Origin of the sequence: Mycolicibacterium komossense (genome assembly GCF_025822605.1) — a bacterium.
Taxonomy (GTDB): Bacteria; Actinomycetota; Actinomycetes; order Mycobacteriales; family Mycobacteriaceae; genus Mycobacterium; species Mycobacterium komossense.
Genome location: NZ_JACKTY010000033.1, coordinates 134,186 through 156,797, shown reverse-complemented (window position 1 = coordinate 156,797; position 22,612 = coordinate 134,186). Strand labels below are relative to the sequence as shown.

At 64.9% G+C, this 22,612-nt stretch carries 15 protein-coding genes; 3 read left to right on the top strand and 12 right to left on the bottom strand.

What is annotated here, in order from left to right; all coding sequences use genetic code 11:
- Positions 1-25: 25 nt before the first annotated feature.
- On the top strand, positions 26-700 hold the full coding sequence (locus H7J73_RS21280; protein WP_264069644.1) for a winged helix-turn-helix transcriptional regulator: 675 nt from the start codon (positions 26-28) through the stop codon (positions 698-700).
- 2 nt (positions 701-702) lie between these two features.
- Here H7J73_RS21280 and H7J73_RS21275 read toward each other — a convergent pair whose 3' ends face one another.
- From H7J73_RS21275 to H7J73_RS21255, 5 genes are read right to left on the bottom strand one after another with little or no spacing between them, the layout of a single operon-like run.
- Positions 703-2,082 (bottom strand): neutral zinc metallopeptidase, encoded by a 1,380-nt coding sequence (locus H7J73_RS21275; RefSeq protein ID WP_264069643.1) that lies wholly within the window; start codon positions 2,080-2,082, stop codon positions 703-705.
- Positions 2,083-2,097: 15 nt separating this feature from the next.
- A complete protein-coding gene (poxB, locus tag H7J73_RS21270; RefSeq protein ID WP_264069642.1) occupies positions 2,098-3,831 on the bottom strand; it encodes a ubiquinone-dependent pyruvate dehydrogenase in 1,734 nt (577 codons plus the stop codon).
- A 53-nt stretch (positions 3,832-3,884) separates the two neighbouring features.
- Positions 3,885-5,288, bottom strand: a complete 1,404-nt coding sequence (locus tag H7J73_RS21265; RefSeq protein ID WP_264069640.1) for a FadR/GntR family transcriptional regulator — start codon at positions 5,286-5,288, stop codon at positions 3,885-3,887.
- A gap of 10 nt (positions 5,289-5,298) precedes the next feature.
- A complete protein-coding gene (locus H7J73_RS21260) occupies positions 5,299-7,464 on the bottom strand; it encodes an acyl-CoA dehydrogenase family protein (RefSeq protein WP_264069639.1) in 2,166 nt (721 codons plus the stop codon).
- Between the two features lie 42 nt (positions 7,465-7,506).
- Positions 7,507-8,265: an SDR family NAD(P)-dependent oxidoreductase gene (locus tag H7J73_RS21255; protein ID WP_264069638.1), complete on the bottom strand. Its 759-nt coding sequence runs from the start codon at positions 8,263-8,265 to the stop codon at positions 7,507-7,509.
- 167 nt (positions 8,266-8,432) lie between these two features.
- On the opposite strand from H7J73_RS21255, the gene H7J73_RS21250 reads away from it, so the two are divergent.
- Both H7J73_RS21250 and H7J73_RS21245 read left to right on the top strand, forming a co-directional pair.
- On the top strand, positions 8,433-9,974 hold the full coding sequence (locus tag H7J73_RS21250; RefSeq protein WP_264069637.1) for a molybdopterin-dependent oxidoreductase: 1,542 nt from the start codon (positions 8,433-8,435) through the stop codon (positions 9,972-9,974).
- 17 nt (positions 9,975-9,991) lie between these two features.
- Entirely contained in the window at positions 9,992-11,521 is a 1,530-nt protein-coding gene (locus tag H7J73_RS21245) for an ATP-dependent DNA ligase (protein ID WP_264069636.1), read from the top strand.
- A gap of 118 nt (positions 11,522-11,639) precedes the next feature.
- Here H7J73_RS21245 and H7J73_RS21240 read toward each other — a convergent pair whose 3' ends face one another.
- From H7J73_RS21240 to H7J73_RS21205, 7 genes are all read right to left on the bottom strand, one after another.
- A complete protein-coding gene (locus tag H7J73_RS21240) occupies positions 11,640-13,277 on the bottom strand; it encodes a hypothetical protein (RefSeq protein WP_264069635.1) in 1,638 nt (545 codons plus the stop codon).
- A gap of 118 nt (positions 13,278-13,395) precedes the next feature.
- Positions 13,396-17,613, bottom strand: a complete 4,218-nt coding sequence (locus H7J73_RS21230) for an AMP-binding protein (RefSeq protein ID WP_435405550.1) — start codon at positions 17,611-17,613, stop codon at positions 13,396-13,398.
- The gene (locus tag H7J73_RS21225) at positions 17,600-17,833 is read right to left on the bottom strand and encodes an acyl carrier protein (RefSeq protein ID WP_264069910.1); all 234 of its coding nucleotides are present in this window, start codon (positions 17,831-17,833) and stop codon (positions 17,600-17,602) included. The genes H7J73_RS21230 and H7J73_RS21225 overlap by 14 nt, the downstream gene beginning before the upstream one ends.
- 4 nt (positions 17,834-17,837) lie before the next feature.
- A complete protein-coding gene (gene fadD10 / locus H7J73_RS21220; RefSeq protein ID WP_264069634.1) occupies positions 17,838-19,430 on the bottom strand; it encodes a fatty acid--CoA ligase FadD10 in 1,593 nt (530 codons plus the stop codon).
- Positions 19,431-19,457: 27 nt separating this feature from the next.
- Positions 19,458-20,024 carry an FcoT family thioesterase gene (locus H7J73_RS21215; protein WP_264069633.1) on the bottom strand — a complete coding sequence of 189 codons (567 nt, stop codon included), beginning with the start codon at positions 20,022-20,024 and terminating at the stop codon, positions 19,458-19,460.
- Complete coding sequence (gene scoE, locus H7J73_RS21210) at positions 20,021-20,890, bottom strand: (3R)-3-[(carboxymethyl)amino]fatty acid oxygenase/decarboxylase (RefSeq protein ID WP_264069632.1); 870 nt, start codon at positions 20,888-20,890, stop codon at positions 20,021-20,023. Before scoE ends, H7J73_RS21215 begins: the two co-directional genes overlap by 4 nt.
- A gap of 94 nt (positions 20,891-20,984) precedes the next feature.
- On the bottom strand, positions 20,985-22,442 hold the full coding sequence (locus H7J73_RS21205) for a PPE domain-containing protein (RefSeq protein WP_264069909.1): 1,458 nt from the start codon (positions 22,440-22,442) through the stop codon (positions 20,985-20,987).
- Between the last annotated feature and the right edge of the window lie 170 nt (positions 22,443-22,612).

Genomic DNA, 22,612 nt, shown 5'->3' with positions numbered 1-22,612 from the left:
GCCGTCGGTGGCGTGTACTGGATGCATGTCGACATACGGTCAGTTCTGTCCGCTGGCGAAGGCTATGGAGGTGCTCGACGAGCGGTGGACGATGCTCATCGTGCGTGAATTGCTGCTGGGTAGTTGCCATTTCAATGATCTGCGGCGCGGGGTGCCGAAGATGTCCCCGGCGCTGCTGTCGAAGCGGCTGAAAACGCTGAGCCGGGCCGGTGTGGTCAAGCGTGACGAAAACGACGGCCGCACAACCTATTCGCTGACCCAGTGCGGGCAGGAGCTCGCCGGTGTCGTGCAGGCGCTGAACACCTGGGGGATGCGCTGGGTGGGCGAACTCGGTGACGACGACCTAGACCCGCATCTGCTGATGTGGGATATGCGCCGCACCGTGCCGATCGCCGAGTGGCCGCGCACGCGGACGGTCGTCGAGTTCCACCTCGCCGGTGTACCGGTGAAGGCGTCGCACTGGTGGATGGTGGTGTCCGAAGGGCACGCCGACGTGTGCGATTTCGATCCGGGCTTCGACGTCACCGCCACCGTCGACACCAGCCTGCGCGCCCTGACCGAGGTGTGGCGCGGTGACACCTCGTGGTCCAGAGCCCTCCTCGAAGGCGAGATCACCGTGTCGGGACCGGCCGATGTGCGACGGCTGATCCCGGCCTGGTTCGGTCAGGGTATCGCGGCGGGGGTCGCCCGCCCCGCGTGAACTCACGTCAGGTCAAGGCACGGCTCGGCGCCGTTGATGACGCCTTCGCGGAAGGCGCGCACGCGGTTGTAGCCCGCGCCTTGGCGCTCGACATCTCCGTCACCGCGGAAGATCAGCAACGCCGTGATTCCTTCGTCGAGATCTCCGGGCGAAATGTGGAAGGTGCTGGTGGCTTCCCGGTTGTAGAGGATCACACTGGCCGTATAGGCCCCGGCCAGGCAGTCCCCGCGCAGTGTCTGAGTCTTCTCGTCGGAGGTGTCGTCGAGCCGGGTCAGGGCTGCGAGCCCGTATTGGGTGGCCAGCAGGGTGGCCACGGCGTAGTCGCCGCCCTGGGCGTACACCTCCGGCATCTCCTTGACGTTGTCCCACCCGATGTAATCGTCGGGCACGCAGTAGAACAGCGAGTAACCGTCGGCTGGGGTGCCGCCACATTGGGGCGGGCTCGACGGATCGAAGGGTTCGAGGCCCTTCAGCGGCGGCCAGGCCCTGCCATCGGCGATCTCCGGGTAGACCTGCGTCCAGTAGTCCTCCAAGTCATAGGGCACGCCGTTGACGATCGAGTCATACGGTGCGTCACCCCCGCTCTGTTCGTCCTGGGTGTCGTTGAACGGCAGCTCGAGGACCATCGGGTCGCCGTCTTCGTAGCCCTTGCATTTGTCGGAGCCGCCGTCGAAACCGTCCTGGAACGCGCTGACCCGGTCGAACCCGCTGCCGTGGGCGTTGGGATCTTCCGCACTGCTGCCGGGTGTGTCACGCAGGTCCAAGATGCCGGCCAGGGCGCTGTCGAGTTCGGCGGCGTTGACCTTGAAGACGCCGGATTGTTTGGCGTGTGCCGACCAGGCGCCGGCGAAACAATCCGCCTGCAGCTCGCTGGTGACGGTCAGCTTGTTCTGGTCGAAGAAGCCGGAACGGTGCTGCACGGCGTGTCCCCACTCGTGTGCCAACACCACCGGCACGACGAAGTCGCCGAACTTTCTCTGCAGTTCGGGGAGCAATTCGGCGGCATCCCAGGCGACCGAATCGTCATCGAAGCAGTAGAACGCGTTGCCCTCGACATCGCTGTAGTCGGCCCCGCACTGGGATGCGCCCTCGACATCGGGGGTCATCCCGTAAAAGCCACCCGCAACTGGCTTCCAGTCCTGCCCGTAGAGCGTGGGGTATTCGTCGGTCCAGTACTTCTGCAGATCGGAGATGGCCTGCATGGCCAACTTGTTGGCCGCCAGTTTCTCGTCACCGGTGATCGCGATACCGCTGCCATCCGGCGTCTTGCCCTGTGCCGCACCATTCGTCGGCGTCGATATCACCGGCTTGGGCCCACCACACGCTGACAGCGCCACCACTGACATGATGGCAATCGCCACCGCCCCCACTTTGATGTGCATGGGCAGACATTATCGTCAGTCGAGTATCCGCCTGGCCACGTTGGCACTGAACAGGTCGAGCAGTTCCTCACCACGACCGGCGAGGACGGTGCGGATTGCGTAGAGCGAGAACCCTTTCGCCTGTTCGACGGTGATCGCCGGCGGAACCGACATCTCCTGCCGCTCGGTCACCACATCGATCACCGCCGGACCGTCGTGGGCGAAGGCTGCAGTGAGAGCCGAGTCCAGGTCCGATGGATGCTCGACGCGCCTGCCGAACATGCCCATCGCCACTGCGACGTCGGCGAAGTTCGGGTTCACCAGATCGGTGCCGAAGTTGACGATGCCGCCCGCCTTCATCTCCAACTCGACGAAATTGAGCGAGGAGTTGTTGAACACCACCACTTTCACCGGCAAGCGGTTCTGGCTCAGCGTGATCAGCTCACCGAACAGCATGGTCAGGCCGCCGTCACCGGCGAACGCGACGACCTGACGCTGCCGGTCGACGGTCTGGGCGCCGATCGCCAGGGGCAGCGCGCACGCCATGGTGCCGTGGTTGAACGATCCGATCAGCCTGCGTTTGCCGTTCATCTTCAGATATCGCGCCGCCCACACCACCGGGGATCCGACATCGACGGTGAACACCGCATCGTCGGCGGCCAGCCGACTCGCCTCTGCAGCAACATATTCCGGCCTGATCGGGGTCCGATCCCGATCGTTGACCGCCAGCGCGTCCAACGATTTGCGGGTCTTGCCGTAGTGGGTCAGGCAGCGGTCGAGGTGCGTGCGGTCACGTTTCTGCAGGAGCAACGGTTGCAGAGCGGCCAGCGTATCGGCCACCGTCCCCACCAGACCGACGTCGATCGGGGTGCGCCGCCCGAGATTACGGCCCCGGATATCGACCTGGATGATCGTCGCCGTCTCCGGATAGAACTGCTGATACGGAAAATCGGTGCCGAGCATCAGCAACACCTCGGCTTCCTTGATCGCCTTGTATCCCGAGGCGAAGCCCAACAACCCGGTCATGCCGACGTCGTACGGGTTGTCGTACTCGATGTACTCCTTGCCGCGCAGCGCATGCACGATCGGCGCCTGCAACGTGGCCGCCAGGCGGAGAAGTTCGTCATGCGCGCCGGCGACACCGGCCCCGCCGAGGATCGTGATGTTGTTGGCGCCGTTGAGGATTGCCGCGGCTGAGGCCAGAGATTCGTCATCAGGCCGGACCACCGAGCGGGTCGGCAGCACCGGCCGCAGCCACGCGGAGTCCGCCATCTTGGCCAGGAACACCTCGCCGGGGATCACCACCACTGCGACGCCGTTCTCCTCGACGGCCGCCCGCATCGCCATCTCGAGGATGCGCGGCAGCGTCTCCGGAGTGCTCACCAGCTCGCAATACACGCTGCACTCGCGGAACAGGTCCTGTGGGTGCGTCTCCTGGAAGTACTCCGAGCCGATCTCCGAGCGCGGGATGTGCGCGGCGATAGCCAACACCGGCACCCGGCTGCGCTGCGCGTCGAACAGTCCGTTGATCAAGTGCAGGTTGCCGGGTCCACAGCTGCCCGCACACACTGCCAGCCGGCCGGTGATGGCCGCCTCGGCCCCGGCGGCAAAGGCCGCGGTCTCCTCGTGGCGGACGTGTTCCCAGGTCACGTCCCCCGCGCGGCGAATCGCATCGGTGAACCCGTTGAGACTGTCCCCGGGCAGCCCGTACACCCTGCGGACTCCGCTGAGCTTCAGGGCCGAGATCACATGATCGGCAACGGTTGCCATCGGTACTCCCTCGTTGATGAGCGCGCGCTCTACCTTAGCTACTGCCACCACATCTAGAGCCACCACGAGGAGAGCGCTTCGAGATGCCTGCGCGCGCGGTGCGCGGCCATGCTGTCATCACCGTCGAGGATCGCGTCGAGGATCCGGGCATGCGCGCGGTGCACCTCCTCGGCGTCCTTCACCTGCGGCATCGGTTGCATGGTCGAGGTCCAGTGCCTGCCGAACAGTTCGACCAGGATCCGCAGGAACAGATTCAGCGCCCGGTTACCCGCGAGGTCGGCGAGGTCGGTGTGGAAGAAGTATTCGGCCAGACCGGCGGCCTCGCCGGGGTCGCGATCATCCGTCGCCCCGGCGGCGCGGCGCTGGTCGGTGAGGAACCTCACCACATCGCTGTCGGCTCGGCGGCTCACCACTGTGGCGACATTGTTGATCTCGATGGCGTCGCGGACCAGCCGCAGGTCTTCCCGGCTCGGCCTGCGGTATTCCAGATAAAGGGCGATGGTGTCGACGCTGGCCTGCGGCTGCGGTTCCGTGACGATCAGCCCGCCGCCGGGCCCACGACGCATCCGGGCAATCGTGTGGTACTCCAGTAGCCGAACCGCTTCGCGCAGAACGGGTCTGCTGACACCGTAGCGTTCCAGCAGCTCCTGTTCGGCGCCGAACACCGATCCCGTCTGCCAGCCACCGGCCACGATGTCCTGGTAGACCACCGCGGCGAGCACCTCGGCCCGCTTGCTCTCCGGTGCGCCTGGCGCCGTCGTGCTTGTACGCCGCGGTTCCCGCTTCGGTCGGTAGTGCTGGTCCAGCAGGGCGGTCACCGTTTCGACGTGTTGTTCGGTCAACGTCTTGGCCCGACCGGAATCGCCTGCGGTGACGGCCTCGACGATCGCAGTGTGGTCGACTACCAGCCGGTCGATCGCCGCATCGACCTCACCGGGCGGGGGAATTTCCGAATCTGCTGCGTACCTCGCGGTGAGACGGCTCAGGACGTCGATGAACAACGCGAGCACAGGGTTTCCGGCCAGGTCACCGAGCACGACGTGGAAATCGTCGGCGCTGGGCTGCGGGCGGTGGGTGCCTAGCAGAGTCCGTAACCGGGCAATACCCGCTTCGTCGATCCGCTCGGCAGCCAGGCCGGACGCCAGCGGTTCGAGTAACAGCCGGGCTGCGAGGAGCTCCTCCATCGTGGTACCCAGGTATTCCAGGTAGATGACCACCGCGCGGGTGGCCGGGCCCGCGTCGGGAACGGTGACGATCAGCCCACCGCCGCGTCCCCGGCGCATTCGTGCCACCTGGTGGTGTTCTACCAGCCGAATCGCTTCGCGTAACACCGAGCGGCTGACGTCGTAGCGCTGTTGCAGCGACTGTTCGGAGCCCAGCGACTCGCCGATCGGCCAGTCGCGGCGGATGATCTCCGCCTCGATCTGCCCGGCGATCTGTGCGGCCCGTTTGTCCAATTCCGTCGGACTATTTGATGAGCGGATCGCGCGGCATGCCGAGGATGCGCTCGGCGATCTGGTTCCTGGTGACCTCGGAAGTGCCCCCGGCGATCGCCATCCCCCGCGCCCCGAGCGTCAACAGCACCGCCATCGCGGCCGGCCCCTCCATCAACGCAGCATCGGGCCCGAGCAACGCGGTCGAGATCGCGGCATGTTCACCCATGTGCTCGGCGAGTTTCAGTTTGGTGATATTGCCTTCCGGGCCCGGGCCGGCGCCCTCGATGCTGCGGACCGCCCTGCGCAGATTCAGCAGTCGCAGCGCATGCTCGTCGGCCAGGAAGTTGCCTACCCGAATTCGCGCCCCCGCCAATCGATCTCCGTACTGCTCGACCAGTGGTATCAACCCGGCAGCGGGGACCGAACCGGCTCCGGAGCCGCCGCCGATGCTGACCCGCTCGTTGCCCAGCGCGGCGCGGGCGACGGCCCAACCGGTGTTGGGTTCACCGACCACATCCTCGTCGGGGATGAAGACATCGCTGAAGAACACTTCGTTGAATTCCGACCCGCCGGTGATCATCCGCAGCGGACGCACCTCGACCCCCGGCGCTGTCATATCGATGATGACGGTGGTGATGCCTGCGTGTTTGGGTACATCGGGATCGGTTCGGACGGTGGCTAATCCGCGCGCGCAGTAGTGCGCACCACTGGTCCACACCTTCTGGCCGTTGATCTTCCAGCCACCGTCGACCTTGACCGCTCGGGTCTTGATACCTGCCGCGTCGGAGCCGGCCTCCGGCTCGGAGAACAGCTGGCACCAGATCTCTTCTCGCCGCAAGGCCTTCTCGACGAATCGTTCGATTTGCGAGGGCGTTCCGTGCTGTACCAGAGTGAGGATCACCCAACCGGTGATCGAGTAGTCGGGTCGTTTGATACCGGCGGCGGTGAACTCCTCATCGATCACCAACTGCTCGACGGCGTCGGCGGCACGGCCCCACGGCCTCGGCCAATGCGGCATCGCGTAGCCGGTGCTGATCAGCTTGTCGAGCTGGGCTTCATCGGCGAGGGCGGCGATCTCGGCAGCATCGGCGCGGATCCGCACCCGCAACGTCTCGGCCTCGGCGGGCAGGTCGAGGCTGTTGGCGCGGGTGACCCCGGCAGCGGTGGCGTCGAAGACGTCCGCGGCGGGCCCGTCACCGCCCAGCAACGCCCGCAGGGTCAGCGCCCGGCGTAGATGCAGGTGCGCGTCGTGCTCCCAGGTGAATCCGATCCCGCCGTGCACCTGGATGTTCAACTCGGCATTGCGGACATAGGCCGGAAAGGCTTGCGCCGCAGCGGCTGCCGCGATCAGTTCGAACTGGCGCTCGTCCTCGGCCTCCGCCCTGGCCGCATCCCAGACCAACGCGATCGCGGACTCGGCGGCCACCACCATGTTCGCGCAGTGGTGCTTGATCGCCTGGAAGGTGGCGATGGTGCGGCCGAACTGTTGCCGTACCTTCGCATACGCGACGGCGGATTCCACGCAGTCGGCGGCTCCGCCGATCGCCTCGGCGGCGAACAGCGTGCGGGCCCGCGCCAGTGCCGAGGCCGCGGCACCGGTGAGCACATCGGCGTCGGACACCGTCACGTTATCGAGCACCACCCGCCCGGACCGGCGGGTCGGGTCGAGACTGTCGGGCACGGTGACGGTCACCCCAGCGCGGGTCCTTTCGATCACCAGCACATCGTCGCCCGCAACGAGCACCACCAGATCCGCCAGCGCCGCCCCCAGGACGACACCGGCCTCGCCGGTGGCACAACCACTCTGGACAGTGATGCCGGCGTTGACGCCGACACCTGCTGTCACGGAGCCGTCGATCAGCCCCGGCAACAGCCGCGTCTTCTGTTGCGCGGTGCCGTTCTTCGCGATCACGGCCGAGGCCACGACGGTCGGCACGAACGGTCCGGGCGCCACCGCGCGGCCGAGTTCCTCGATCACGACGATCAGCTCGGGCAGCCCGTAGCCGGAACCGCCGTACTCCTCGTCGATGTGCAGACCCAGCCAACCGAGGTCGGCCAGGTCGGCCCAGAACAGTGGGCGCGCCTCCTCCGGTGCGTCCAGCAGGTCGCGGGCGGCGGCCCGTGCCTTCTGTGCGGTCAGGAATCCCCGGGCGACCTCGCTGAGCTCGCGATGATCATCGGTCAGTGCAATGCCCATGAAATTAGAGTGTACTTATTGGGCCTGACCGCCCACCGGCGATTACTTCGGCGCGAAGCGCTGCCCGGCGTCCAGCCGCAGGCACTGACCGTTGAGCATCGGGTTGTCCACGATGGCCGCCACCAGTTTGGCGTACTCCTCCGGCCGGCCCAGCCGCTTGGGGAAGGCCGCGTCTTTGGTCAACGCGTCGGCGAATTCGTCGGGGATGCCCTTGGTCAGCCCGGTCGCGAACAGGCTCGGTGCGATGGCCAGCGCCCGGATGCCCAACGACCCGAGATCACGGGCCATGGTCAGGCACATCCCCGCTATACCTGCCTTCGCCGCGGTGTAGGCGACCTGGCCGATCTGACCTTCGAAGGCGGCGATCGACGCCGTGTTGATGATGACGCCACGCTCTTCGTCCTCGGGCTCGTTCTTGGCCATGTGCGAGGCGGCCAGCCGGCTAATGTTGAACGACGCAACGAGATTCAGGTCGATGGTCTTGCGAAACGTGTCCAGGCTGTGCGGACCGGCCTTGCCAAGCGTGCGCTCCCCGATGCCGCCACCGGCCGTGGTGACGACCACGTGCAGTCCACCGAGTGCCTCGACGGCGGCGGCCAGCGTCTGCTCGGTGCCTTCGAAGTCGGTGACGTCGACGGTGTAGAAGCTGCCGTCCAGACCGTCGGCGACCTCTTTCCCGTCGGAGCCCTCCCTGTCCAGGATGGCGACGCTGGCACCCTTGGCCGCCAGCAGCTCCGCCGAGGCCCGGCCCATACCGGAGGCGCCTCCGATGACGACGACCTTCTTACCGTTGATCTCCACTCAAACCTCCTCGATCGGTTCCTTCCGAGCCTGCCCGTCCAGCAGAGTAACTGGCCGCCGAAATTGAGTAACCCTTATCCCCCGCGAAACAGATCGTCACAGATCTGTAAGGCCACGAATTCGGTGCAGCGCCGGTGTCCAGCAGGCGGCCCAGGTACCTTGGCTGCATGGCTAGATCCGCTAAAGACATGCGGATGTTGTGCGGTATCGCCGCGGCAGCGGTGGCCCTGGGTGTCACGCAATTGGCCGCGGTGCCCTTCGGTCCCGCTGCAGACTCGCGAACGTCGGTCGGCTCGGCCGTCATCGATCTGACGCCGGGTCCGGTCAAAGAACTCGCGATCCGACTGTTCAGCACCGCCGACAAGCTTTTCCTCGCAGTGGCGGTGCTCATCGCAATTGCCGTCATCGCCGCGCTGACCGCCGCCTACGAAACCCGCAGGCGGCCGGTCGGCAGTATCGCCATCGGACTGGCCGGTCTGGCTGGCGCCGCGGCGGTTCTGTCCCGGGCCGAAGGCACGCTGCTCGACGTCATCCCGACGGTGATCGGCACGGTGTGCGGGATAGCGGTGCTGCGGCTGCTCACCTCGGGGCGGATCGGCGACGGCCAGGAGGATCCCACCGGTACCGATCCGGGCCGGCGACTGTCGCTGGCGGTACTGGGCCTGCTCGGCGTCGGCGTAGCCTCCGGCGTCGGCGGCGCGCTGTGGAGTCGACGCCTGCACTCCGTCGCCGACGACCGGCAGACGTTCGTTCTGCCCCGCCCCACTATCCCTGCGCCACCGATCAATCCGGCCGTCCAACCGGCCGGGCTGCCGAAGCCGACGTTCATCACGAGCAACGCGGACTTCTACCGGATCGACACCGCGCTGAGTGTTCCGCAGCTCAGCCAGCAGGAGTGGCGGCTGAAGATTCACGGCATGGTGGACCACGAAATCACCTACGGCTTCCAGGATCTGCACGATCTGGAGGTCATCGAGAAGGTCGTGACGCTGACGTGTGTCTCCAATCCCGTGGGCGGTGACCTGATCTCGAACGCCACCTGGACCGGGTACCGAGTGCGGGATCTGCTCGCGAAGGCGGGCATTCACCCGCAGGCGGACATGGTGCTCTCGACGTCGATCGACGGCTTCACCGCCGGCACACCGGTCGAAGCCCTGACCGACGGGCGCGACGCGCTGTTGGCGATCGGCATGAACGGCCAGCCGCTGCCGATCGAACACGGCTATCCGGCCCGGCTGGTGGTCCCCGGCCTCTACGGTTACGTCTCGGCCACCAAATGGGTCGTCGACCTGGAGCTCACCAGATTCGATCGGGCCAAGGCGTATTGGACGAGGCTCGGGTGGTCAGAACGCGGGCCCATCAAGACCGAGTCCCGTGTCGACGTGCCACGCAGTGGTCAGGACATGGCCGCCGGGCCGGTGACGTTCGGCGGGGTCGCCTGGGCTCAGACCCGCGGCATCCGCACCGTCGAGGTGCGGATAGACAGCCCAGCGGGGCAAGGCATCTGGCAGCCGGCTCAGCTGGGTGCGAGCTATTCGAACGACACCTGGCGGTTGTGGAGTTTCCCGTGGCAGGCCAGCACACCCGGTCAGCACACCATCACGGTCAGGGCCACCGACAACACCGGCGCCGTGCAGACCGCAGACATCGCCGACCCGGTCCCCGACGGTGCGAGCGGCTGGCACGGGGTTGACTTCACCGTCACATGACGGGACACGGCGCAGCGATGCCACTCAACGAGATCGCCACCGCATCCATCGATGTGGGTTCGGCGTCATCACGGCTGGCCAAGGTGGCTCGGATCGCCGGGCTGCTGGGCAGCGCCGACCTGGGAGCCGCGGAGATCGCGATCATCGTGTCGTGGCTCTCCGGTGAACTGCCGCAACGCCAGATCGGTGTCGGCTGGGCCGCCCTGCGATCGTTGCCCGCCTCCGCGACCCTGCCCACGCTGACCGTCGCGGATGTCGATACCGCGTTCACCACGATCGGCGCGGTGGCGGGTAAGGGCTCGCAGGGCCGGCGCGCCCAGCTCCTGGCCGACCTGTTCGCGGCGGCCACCGACATCGAGCAGACCTTCCTGCGGCGGCTGCTCGGCGGTGAACTACGCCAGGGTGCGCTTGTCGGACTGATGTCCGATGCGGTGGCCAAGGCGGCGGACATCCCCGCCGCGGCGGTACGGCGGGCAGCGATGCTCGGCGGCGACCTGCCCGCGGTGGCCGCCGCGGGTATCACCGGCGGCACCGCAGCGCTGTCGGACTTCACCTTGCGAGTCGGCCGCCCCGTCGGCCCGATGTTGGCCCAGACCGCAACCGACGTATCCGTTGCTCTCGAAAAGCTGGGCGGTACAGCGATTTTCGAGGCCAAGCTGGACGGCGCGCGAGTCCAGATCCACCGTCGCGGCGACGACGTGACGGTCTACACCCGCAGCCTCGACGACGTCACCGCGCGCCTGCCCGAGGTCGTCGCGGCCACCCTGGCCCTGCCGGTGCACCACCTGATCGCCGACGGTGAGGCCATTGCTATGCGCCCGGATGGTCGCCCGCATCGCTTCCAGATCACGGCGTCGCGGTTCGCGCAGCGCGCGGCCAGAGACGAGGAGCAGCCGCTGTCGGTGTTCTTCTTCGACCTGCTGCACCTCGACGGCACCGATCTGCTGGACGCGCCGACCACCGACCGCCTGGCCGCCCTGGACTCAATCATCCCGTCCACCAATCGGATCGACCGGCTACAGACCTCCGATGCTGTTGCTGCGCAACAATTCCTGGCCGCAACACTGGCCGCCGGCAATGAGGGTGTGATGGCGAAATCGCCGACGTCGGCATACGAGGCCGGTCGCCGCGGTGCCGGCTGGTTGAAGGTCAAACCCGTCCACACCCTCGACCTGGTGGTGCTCGCCGTCGAATGGGGATCGGGGCGGCGCACCGGCACGCTGTCGAACATCCATCTCGGCGCACGCGACCCGGACACCGGTGGCTACGTCATGCTCGGTAAGACGTTCAAAGGGATGACCGACACGATGTTGGACTGGCAGACCACACGATTCACCGAGCTCGCCACCGCGGGGACCGACGGCTATGTCGTCGAAGTCCGTCGCGAACAGGTCGTCGAGATCGCCTTCGACGGTGTCCAGGCGTCATCTCGGTACCCCGGCGGGTTGGCACTGCGGTTCGCGCGGGTACTGCGCTACCGCGATGACAAGGGTCCCGCCGAAGCCGACACCATCACAACCGTGCGGGCGATGTACGACCAGGCTTGACGCCGCGGCGGGTGACCGCCAGGGCCGTCCGGAACGGTAAACGACGGATGGGCCGTCGGCCACAGCGGCTCGACGGCCCATCCCTCATCACGTGCGTTTCTTCATGCGAATGTCGATGCTACGAAGCATTCGACCCTTTGTTCCCGGCGCTACCGCTACCACCGGCATTGCCGCCGATGCCGCCGCGACCACCGGCGCCTGCCGCGCCGCCGGTCTCCTTGCTGCTGCCACCACTGGACTTGGCGTTGCCACCATTGCCGCCTTTACCACCGGCATTGGTGATGCCGCCAGCACCGCCAGTGCCACCGGCACCGCCCTTGGCGTTGCCCGACGAGGTGGAGACGGCGCTGCCGCCATTGCCGGCGTTACCGGCGTTACCGCCGGTCAGCGAGCCCCCACCGGTACCGCCGGCGCCCGCGGTGGCATCGCCCTTCCCGTTGGCGTTGCCGCCATTACCGCCATTACCGCCATTACCGAACGGCGTGGCGCCAGCGGCCCCGCCGGCGCCACCGATAGCAGTCCCAGCGTTGCTGTTCTGGCCGGCAGTTCCACCATTACCACCGTTACCACCGGTACCATCGGACCACACCCCGCCGCCGGTACCGCCGGCTCCAGCGGTGGCGGTGCCTGCGTCGGCGTCGGCGCCGCCTCCGTCGCTCCCATTGCCGCCGGTGCCACTGATACTGCTGCCGCCGCTTCCGCCCTTTCCACCGGTGGCGTTGCCGTACTGCGAGGAGGCATAGCCGTTGCCGTAGGACGGGAATGCAGGATTATTGGTGCCGCTGCCGGCGATGCCAAAGGTGCCGTTGCCACCGTTGCCACCATTGCCGCCAAAGGCGTCGGCTGCCCGGGTGACGACATTGCCGTCCGCATCCGTCTCGGTGACGTAGCCCTTCGCCAGGGCATAGCCACCGTAGCCGCCGTTGTTCGTGACAAAGAGCCATCCGTTGAAGAATCCCGGCACCAGGCCTGCCTGCCCGCCGTTACCGCCGCTACCACCGACCGCGTTCAGGTTGGTGACATCGCTGATTCCACCGTTGCCGCCGCTACCGCCGTCACCGATGAAAAAGCCTGCGCGGCCACCGTTGCCGCCATCTCCGGCCTTGCCGCTGAGAGCCGTCCCCCCGGTCCCGGTCGCGTTACCACCGTTGCCTCCGTTGCCCCCGCTGCCGTAGATCAAACCGCTGTTGCCGCCGGCGCCACCATTGGCGGCTGCGTGGTACACACTTTGCGTCAGGCCCGTGGTCGGATCGGTAACCGTAACGAACCCCGCATCGAGCCCCTGGCCACCAGCACCGCCGCTACCCCACAACAGCCCGCCGTTACCCCCGGCTTGCGCCTGGTGGAGGACTCCACTCGCATCGACGTAGGCATTGGCCCCATTGAGTCCATCTCCGATCAGAAGCCCGCCTGGCCCAACCAGCCCGAGAAACGCACCACCGGGGTTGCTGAGAGTGGGAATCGTCAGTGCCGCGGACTGCACGCTACTTTTGGCACTAGCAGCTGAGTCGCTTGGGAAATTGCCGCCGACCCCGAACAGATAGAGATAGGCCGGATCATCCACCAGTGGCTTTTCCCCGGACGTCAAGGTGTAGGCGATGGTCTTTGACTGGTCGGCCATGACGGTCGACGGCGCCCCGTCGTGCTGCGCGAGCAGGACGGCCGCCACACCCGCGAAAGCCAACCCGCCCATCATCAGTGGCATAACCGGCCAGATGCGGCCACCTCGTGTCGTTGACGCGTCAGCTTTGAGCATCCTTAAATTCTCCTTTGGAAAACCTGGGTAGAGCCTGTCGTAACAAGGGTCGTCCGCGGAGGCACCCTGGTTCCCGACGGGTTTGGGGGAGAACATGATTGAGTCCGCAACTCTCGGATCAGCACACGACTTCGGAGACATCGTGGGAAAGCCCGCACGTCAACAATGTCCGAAGTGAATGCGGTGTCGTGTCAAGATCATCGACGGCTTCGATGCCGAGGTCGACGGTCGGATACTCGGCCAGGTACTCCGAATAGGTTCGGGTACCGAGTCTCATCCCCAGAGTGATCCAGGCATCGATCGCCGACCACCGTCTCGGATTTCGCTTCGCCCAGTCGCTTTGATCCAGTCGCTCCTTCCACTGCGCGACATCGACTTCGTCGTCGGTGAACGCACTGAGAAACTGTGCGTAGTTCACGGCCGCACCGCGTACCACCGTGATTCCGCGTCCTAGCTCAACCGGGCCTGCCACCTCCGGCAACAGCCCCAGGATTCCCGCCGCGGCCGCCCGTCCGGTGGTGACCTGCTCGATCAAATTCACGGCAGGATAACCCCGCAACGCGATACAGGCGTCAACGATCGAGGCCAAGATGTCAGCGGAATCGCGCAGTTGATCCGGTTCACCCAGTACTCGCGGCAAGCGCACGATGGTGAAATCGAGCTCGTGCGGCGATCGCGCCACGACCAATTCCGCAAGCGATTTGGATGCGGCATAGGGATACGGCGCAGATCGCGGATCGGTGACTCGCGGCGCGGTCACATCCGAGTTGACAACGAACGTCGACAACTGCACCAACCGAGCATCCCAGCTGGAGCAGGCCTCGACCATCGCGGAAACAAGCTTCACATTTGCCGACCGAAGATCGCGATAGGGCACCACCACATTGGTGTTGCCGATGCAGTTCACCACGGTTCCGGCACCCACGTCACCGATCAGCTCGCCCAGTTCCTCAGGGCTGAACCCGGCGGAGATCTGCTCGACCCGCACCCCGTCGACATCTCGCAGTGTTACCCACGGATCGCGCTCTGGGAGTGCTGATCTGGTGGCCAAAACCACCTCGGGAACCCAGACACCTGCCCGTCGGAGTTCCAGGACCGCCTGGGCAAATCCCGTTCCGAGTATTCCCGAGGCGCCGAGCACCAGGATTGCTTGGTCCGCGGGGTGATTCGAGGCGCGCTTGACACTCCCCCCGTCAGGAACCGATTGCGTTGGTAGCGAGCCGAAATCATGTTCGATCTCAGCAGCAGTGCCGGCATCCATCCAGGTGTCGACGTGCGGTTCGTCGTCGACGAGGTTGGCTGCGGTGTCCGCACTGATCAGATCGAGGATCAACAGGTGCCGGCCCAGATAAGCGCGCGTGTCGGGGAGGATCCTGATGAGATCCAACGACCCGATCCCCTCGTCGACCAGAGAGGAGTCCGGCTCGATGACTCTTCCCAGATGACGGCTCCAGATCTGGGCGAGACCAGCCGCCTTTTCGCCGGACCCGGCATCACCCTGGATGGCCTCGAGCTGTGTTGTTACCCAGAGACTCTCGCTGTCGACTTTCCCGTTCGCTTTCCGGGGGATACTCGGCACTCCGAGGACGAAGAACGACGACACCCTCAAGCTCACCAGAATCAGCCTGATACGCGTCGCCGCCCCGGGATCGTCGACTCCTTCTCGGGTGCGGTGCGTTTCGAACCACACCCCCAGTCCACCGTTGTGCAGCGCCACGGCGACATCGGCGACAGCGGGGTCCTCAGAGATGCGCCTGGTCACCTCGGCGGTATCGACACGCTTGCCCGAGATCTTGACGATGGCGTCCCGTCGTCCGGCGAACACCGGAAACCCCTGCTCGTCAACAATCACCCGATCCGCGGTGGCGAAGGCACGACGGCGTGAACCGTCAGCGGTGTGTACGGCGCCGAAACTGCCTCCGGCCGAGCCGAGATAGCCCGATGAGACCAGATCCCCGACGATGACGACCTCACCGAAGGCGATGAAGACGGTGTCCGGTGTGATCGGCCGACCCAGCCGGAGTCGGGCACCAGCCGGGATGGCCGAGCCGTCGCAGACGACCGGCAGATAAGTGACGACGACGGTGGCCTCGGTGGGGCCATACGTCGACAACAGTGACATCCGCTGCGAAGCAGCAGAATCCATCCACTTGTCGACGGCGGCCGGGCGGATCGCTTCACCGCCGATTACGATCTGACGCAGGCGAGAACGACCGACCATCTCCATCGCGTCGACGTCCTCACACAACAGATGCCACACTGCGGTCGGCAGGTCGACGACCGTCGGGCCCTTGTCGACGAGATCTGCTGCGAGCGAGGGCAGGTCGCCCATCTTAATCGCCGTCGATCGGATGAACTCCGACCCACAGAACGCGCCGCAGAAGATCTCCTCGACGCTGATATCCGAGGTCAACGGCGCACACTGCAGAATCGTGTCCTGCGGCCCCCACCCATAGGAGGCCCTGATCGCGTCACAAAAGAGCGCTAAGGACCCGTGCGAAACCCGGACGAGTTTGGGCGCTCCGGTCGAGCCCGAAGTCGCCATGATGTAGGCGGTCTTGCCGGCCAGCTCGGTGTCGTGGGCAACCTGTTCGATACGTCTGTCGGCGATTCTCCGACGCTCGCGGTCCAGACCCGGCGACAGCACGGTGGCGGCGACAGCCACAATATGCGTGGCAACGGCGCCGCCCTGCTCGGCAATCGAGTTCGCACGCTTCCCAACCTCATCCGCGGTGTCGCAGACACTGTAGCCACAGCCGGCCAGGTGGGAGGCGATCAGGAGATCGACGGTCTTGTCGGTGTCGTCATCGGTGAGCACCACGACATCACCGGGCTCGGCGCCGTTCTCCGCCAACCAGGCCACCCAGCGGTATACGCCAGGGCGCTTCTCAAGAGTGTGGCCGACTCCACCGCTACGATCCAGAAACCACGCAGATATCGGCGTCTGCTCTGTGTGGTTTGTCGAATCACCTTGGTCAATTTGCCCTTCTGCAGTGAGCCCGAACCACTCGCCGACCGTCATCGCGAGGGGGCTTTGCCACATCGCCGGCATCGCTTCGAGCACCGCAGACATCCGTTCGGCGATTCCGACGTGGGATGTGCTCTCGGGCAGGTCGGCCCGGCTCCAGATACTGAGATTGAGTGTGCGCTGTTCCTCGTCCAATACGGATGCCACCGTCAGTCCCTCTACCGGACCGATATCGGTGGTCACCGGCGACTCGGCCATGTAAGGGCGAAGCTCGGGGGCACACGGCTCCCGCAGGAAGTTGAGCGCCAGCGCCTCTACATGAGATGTCCGGTTGATCGCCAGATACCTCCGGCGGTAGTGCTCCTCACGCAGCCACCGGCGTCTCAACGCCTTGACGTAGCCCCGGTCAAGAATTCGAGCGACATCCGCCACCGACGCGAACGCAGGAAACCGCACCACCTGCGCCACCGAGTTGACCAGGCATGTTGCAACATTCAGATCGGGTTCGCCGAACCGGTTATCCACCGCGTGAACCAGCAGGCTCTCGGCACTCTGCCGAAGACCGGCGTCCACCGCGACTGCCGCGGCAGCAACCAGCACGTTGAGCGGGATCTGCTCGACCTCCGAGAGCGTGACGATCGCGTCGTATGCATCCCCGGAGATCCCGACAGATTCGCGCAGGACCCCCTTGGCCACTGTCCCAGGAGTATCGCTCGAGTGTTGGCCGTACCCGCCGTGGCGCGCCTGGTCTTCGAGCTCACGCTGCACCATCTCGGCGAGCCGCTCCAGCGATTCCGCCACCCTGGTCGCCTCGCGCTGGTGCGCCTGGGTCAGCCTGCCCAAACCCTCGATGGCACTGGGAAGCTCGACAGAGCGACCGGTTCCCAGGTGTCGCGCCAGATCAGCTTCGATGAGCCCCGTCGCGCCGCCGTCAAGCAGGATGTGATGCGCGTGAACGTCAAGGCCCGACACATCACCGCGGGGGTCGGTCCGCACCGTGTAGCGCACGAGCGGTTTCGCGATGATGCCAGACTCCCACGTGCGGCTGAGCTCGACGTCAGTGGAACCGCGCTGGCACTGCGCGTCCGATTGCTCACGCACGACGTCGCGCAACTGCAACCGCGGCACCAGATCCGGATAGCCGAACTCGGTCTGCGACGCCTCGAGAACACACAGCTGAACGGGGTTCTCAAGCACCGTCGCTCTCAGCGCGGCCAGGAATGCCGGCCGTTCCAACGGGTGGAATCGGTAACGCCGCCCGATGAGATACAGCGAGGGGTCGCCGTCCTGCAGCACCCCGTGGAAAATGTTCTGTTGAGACCTGCTTAACGGAACTCGCGGCCCGCGAGCGTCGTCAGCGGATGTCACGCAACTGCTCCAGCTCCCGAACCCAGCCCGCGATCGACAGGTTGTCGGCCAACCGGGCCGGCAGTTCGGATTCGCGATCCACACCGAGCTGTTTCATCAGGAGTACGAATCGAACAGAATCCAGCCCGAGATCTCTGAGATCGGTTGCGTCGCCGTCGATGAGGTCCGACTCGTCGATATAGAGCACCTCCGCTATGGCAGCGAGGATCCTCTCGCGCAGCGTCTCAGTCACGAACTACCGCGCCACCGGCGACGGCCGCAGCCAGCGATGCCCGCATGACTTTCCCGGACTGAGTTCGCGGAATATCGGCAACGATCACAATCGACGACGGACGCGCCATCGACTCGGACTCCCGCCGATAGCGTGCCGCAATCGCGTGCTTGAGTTTGCGGACTTCCGACTGCTCGAGGTCTGTCGCCGGGACCACGGCCAGTCCCACTAGTGCCCCGAACTCAGAATCGGGGATTTCGTAGCACGCAGCCTCTCGGACACCAGCAACATCCTCCGCAATGCGGTCGACCTCATCGGGGGCGATGTTCACTCCACCGGAGATGATCATCTCCGACGCTCGCCCCTTGATGTAGAAGAAACCATCCTCATGGCGCTCCAGAAGGTCGCCGGTGTTCACCCATCCGTCGACCAGAACCTCTTGAGTACGTTCCGGATTGTTCCAGTACCCCAGCATGTTTGCCGGTGACTTTATCCACAAGGTGCCGGACGGCGCTGACGGAGCTCCATCGGGCTGAGCGGGCGATCCGCCGCCATCGGCGAGGTACGCCTCCACACCGGGATACGGGCGTCCGACTGCACCCTTCTCGATTTTGGATATCGAGTCATCACCGGTTGGGAGACACAAAGCGGTGCAACCGGTCTCACTCAATCCGTAGACCTGCGCAGTACGGATACCGGCCGCTTCGACGAAGCTGATATCCGAGGCGATCGCCCGGGAACCGCCGTATCCAACCAGACGCAGAGACGACGGAAGCGCCGCGCCGGCCTTCACTTCGGAAACCAGCCTGGAGACAAGAGTGGGAACCAGGCATGTCGTTGCGACCTCATTCGCGGTGAAAGTCTCCGTCAGCAACGAGGTGGCCTCGCCGCCGGTAACGCACACCCCGCCGTGCATCAAACAGTTGAGGATCCACCAGAGTCCGCCGATATGCGTTGCCGGCAATGGCGAGTACGTGGTCTCGCCGATGACCCAACTGATCCAGTTCAGGCCTTCCTCCTGCAAGATATCTGCGACGGCGAAGAAGGTGCGATTGGGCAGCAGCACGGCCTTTGGCTCGCCGGTGGTGCCGCTGGTGAAGATCATCGCCAGTGGAGTTTCCGGACCCTGGTCTACGGAACTATCGGCTGAATCCGCAGCCGCAGTCAGGGAGCTGCTGGAATCATCTGCGCCAGAGGCGATATCGACCCAGATCGCCGGCGTCGCGCGGAGAGTCCCCGGCACGTCGGCAGGCCCGATCCGAATTCCCGACGCGACGAGAACCGCGCTGGGATCAGTGATCTGCGAGAAGCGGTCGATGGTAGCGGGTGGCAGATTGCCATCCACCATGACGGCGATTGCCCCGAGCTTGGCACAGGTCAGCACCGACAGATATGTCTCGGGTCCGTTGTCCGATATCACGAGCACCCGCGATCCCTGTGACACCGAGTGCGCCCGAAGCTCGGCGGCCAGCCTGTCCACCTGGGCTATGAGCTCGCCATACCGAATGGCGCTGGCACCGTCGCAGCGGCGTAAGGCTATCGCCTCAGGCCGCTGCCGCGCCTGCACCAAGACCCGACCCAGCACGGTAGGCGCTGACTGGGACATACCTATGACCTCTTCCCTGGCGGTCGATTACGGAATATTGAGGGCTGCGAGTTCGACATCACCTGATGCAGCCCCACCGTCCTCGTCCCAGAACTCGATGGTGCACGGGACCTTCAGATAGCGCCAGGTTCGTTCGACGATCTCAAAATCCTTGCACAGCAGGCGTGCCGAGAACTTCGGTGCGTTGATCGGGCGCCGGAAGCGCAAGGATGACGTCTTGATCAGCATGCTGGGAAGCTGGTAGTCGAAGTAATCTGCTATCGACCACCCCCTCAGCACCGGAATCTCCTCGTTGAGGATCGCCGGCGCAAAGGCGCTGTAGGCAAGTTGATTGAAGGCAATCAGAAACTCTGCCGCATTGAAGTGCCCGGTGCCGCGAATGTAGGCCGACTCGGTGATGCTGAAGTTCCCGAGCGCGAAGACCGAATCCTCGGTGGCTTTGTACTGGGCGTCCAATAGGTAGCGGCAGTCCTTGTACGAGTACGGCTCGAGCACTCTGACGAGCAGATCCTCATCGATCGGGGCGGTCTCGGAGACCTGGGCCTCGGGCCCGGCAAAGGCGGCAGCGGCGGGCGTCAGATCGGCGGTACTCATACGGCGTACCCCGGCGTCGTGAGGCCGTCCAACATCGTCAGGCGGTAGGTCGTGAGAGTGCCCGACGCCGTGCCGTGTTTGGCGCGATGCATGAGAACGCGGTTGTCCCACAACACGATATCTCCGACCTCGTAATGCTGGGTGTGGATGAACGGCGAACTAAATTCGGGATCGAGTTGCCCTGTGGCGGTCATCAGTTCGTTCAGTATCGCTGGGTCGAGAACGTTTCCGTCCTTATCCTCAATTTTACTGGTGCCAGACGCGCAGATGTAGAGGATCTCTTCGCCGGTCATCGGGTGCCTGATCACCGTGGGCCACTTGATGGGTGGCGTGGTCTTGCTGATCTCTGCCCACACCTCCCCGATCGGCTTGTACACATCGCTTGGCCGGATCTTGATGTGGCGCCGGGGATCATGGGTACTGAATGTTCCGCGAGCGGGTTCCTGCTGAGCCGGGGAAAGCGACTCCCACACCTTGTTGAGATCGATGAAGTAGGTTCCCCGATCACTTCCGGGAACTGCCAGAGGCACCACCATCGAGAAGGCGAACGGTTCCGGCATGAACATGTAGTCGATGTGCCAGAACGCACCAGTTTTCGGAACACCCTGACCTTGCTCGGTGGACGAGACGAAGATCTCCGGAAACTCTTTGTGGTGATAGATCGGCTCGTAGTAGGTGACGATATCGCCGACTATCCGGCCTAGCTCGAGGAACTGTTCCGGGCTCGGATGGACATCTTTGAGGACAATGAGCTTGTTGCTGTATACGAGTTCACGAATCTCGTCTCTGGTAACACTGTCCAGGTTGTGCGGATCGATCCCGGTGACTTGCGCCCCCAGACCCTCGCCTTTCACATTGAGAGACATCTACCCTCTACTCCTCGTTTCTCTTTTTTGCTGCTTCGGTCAGGCTCGAGCGCACTCCGATCACGAGGACAGCGCCAACTCATCAACAGTCGAATCACGGTGGTGAAAAGTTCCCTCCGCTGGGGTCCCGGTTTTCCTTGTCGTCAATTGACCAGTTGGCGGGGAGTAGGGGGAGAGATTCCCTCGTGCTGTCGGTGGAAAGCTCGGTCAATCCGGCCGCAGAAACTTCCGCTGCGATCGGCGCGGCGCCGGCAAAGCCGATGGGTCCCGCACCATGACTACCCGCTGAGGTGGACGCGTGTTGAGCTGTGCCCGAGGGATCACCGGGTTTCGCGGACGGTGTTGCATCAAGGAATTCGTAACGATAGCCGCGCGCCCGTCCCCGGTTCTTGCTGGTGTGTTTCTCGCGGCGGCGGGCAGCGGCCGACGCTCTGGCAGCGGCGAGGGCGCTGACCATGTCGACGGCGACGTCGGATGACTTCGCGCCGGTTTTGGGACCTGAACCCACGCCGGGCGGTGCCAGACCCGGCACGAGGTAGCCGATGGTGGGCGACGGTGCGGGACTGCCCGCCGGAGCCGAAGTGGGTGAATTCGGAGTGGGGCTGCCGGCCTGCGAGCCTGCACTTGGGCTGGCCGAGGGGGCCAGCGTCACCCCAGCATCCAGGCTTGAGCCGGGCTGACGAGCAGGGCTGGATTCAGCCGGCCCCGGCGTCAGTCCGGCCGGCAGCGGATCCCTGTTGAGCAGTAGGCCGAGCGCACTCAGGGCGCTCAGTGCGCTCAGTGCGCTCAGCGCTGGCGCGAAGAAGGGTAGAAGCAAAAGGGAATACGACAGATAGTAGGGAATCCAGATCACCTCGTACAACGCCGCGGCAATACCGGTCAAGATCAGGGCGACCTCGGGGCTGAATCCGAGCCCCTGGAAAAACTGCAGAAAGTACTTGTACGGATCGGCGATAAAGTCCGCAATGTCCTTGATGAGCTGTTCGATCGAACCCACCACGTTGAGTTGGCTGCTCGAAACCTCGCCACCCGGAGCGAGAATGGGTGGTGCTGGTTGCACAGCCGGTACCGCCGAGGTGGCCATCTCTGTGACAACCTGGTAAGTACCCATTGTCTGCGCGGCCTGAATCCACATCCGGACGTAATCGGCCTCGTTGAGCGCGATCGGGATGGTGTTGATGCCGAAGAAGTTGGTGCCGAGCAACGCTCCATGAGTGATGTGATTGGCGGCCAGCTCAGCCAGCGTAGGCATGACGGCTAAGGCAGTGCTGTAGGCGGCGGCGACCATGTCCTGCTGTGTAGCGACAACGGCGCTGTCAACAGCGGCCTGCTCAAGCCAGGCCAAATACGGAGTATGCGCCGCAACATACTGTGCTGCGCTGGACCCTTGCCAACTGCCGGCCTGCACTTCGGCCAGCAGTTGGGTCAATTCGGCTGCAGTGGAACTGTATTGATAACTAAGCTGGCGCCATTGCTCAGCGGCAGCGAGCAATGATCCCGGACCGGGACCGGCGCTCAACAGAGTCGAGTGCGCTTCCGGCGGAACAGCCATCCAGATCGGGGCTGTCACATCTAGATCTCCCTATGCAGGCTCGACGGTGCGGTGCTCGGTGTTGCGATATCTCACCTATGAGTTAGTCGGACGGGGAGACGAAGAGTTCCCGACATGTCAGTGCCTGAGTCCTGCTGCGCTTCAGAGATACTCGGCGAGGACCACTACGA

Bases quoted from the DNA above. Each gene is read 5' to 3' on its own strand.
- H7J73_RS21280 (WP_264069644.1), top strand. From the start codon at position 26: ATGTCGACATACGGTCAGTTCTGTCCGCTGGCGAAGGCTATGGAGGTG.
- H7J73_RS21275 (WP_264069643.1), bottom strand. From the start codon at position 2,082: ATGCACATCAAAGTGGGGGCGGTGGCGATTGCCATCATGTCAGTGGTG.
- poxB (WP_264069642.1), bottom strand. From the start codon at position 3,831: ATGGCAACCGTTGCCGATCATGTGATCTCGGCCCTGAAGCTCAGCGGA.
- H7J73_RS21260 (WP_264069639.1), bottom strand. From the start codon at position 7,464: ATGGGCATTGCACTGACCGATGATCATCGCGAGCTCAGCGAGGTCGCC.
- H7J73_RS21250 (WP_264069637.1), top strand. From the start codon at position 8,433: ATGGCTAGATCCGCTAAAGACATGCGGATGTTGTGCGGTATCGCCGCG.
- H7J73_RS21245 (WP_264069636.1), top strand. From the start codon at position 9,992: ATGCCACTCAACGAGATCGCCACCGCATCCATCGATGTGGGTTCGGCG.
- H7J73_RS21240 (WP_264069635.1), bottom strand. From the start codon at position 13,277: ATGCTCAAAGCTGACGCGTCAACGACACGAGGTGGCCGCATCTGGCCG.
- fadD10 (WP_264069634.1), bottom strand. From the start codon at position 19,430: ATGTCCCAGTCAGCGCCTACCGTGCTGGGTCGGGTCTTGGTGCAGGCG.
- H7J73_RS21215 (WP_264069633.1), bottom strand. From the start codon at position 20,024: ATGAGTACCGCCGATCTGACGCCCGCCGCTGCCGCCTTTGCCGGGCCC.
- scoE (WP_264069632.1), bottom strand. From the start codon at position 20,890: ATGTCTCTCAATGTGAAAGGCGAGGGTCTGGGGGCGCAAGTCACCGGG.
- H7J73_RS21205 (WP_264069909.1), bottom strand. From the start codon at position 22,442: ATGGCTGTTCCGCCGGAAGCGCACTCGACTCTGTTGAGCGCCGGTCCC.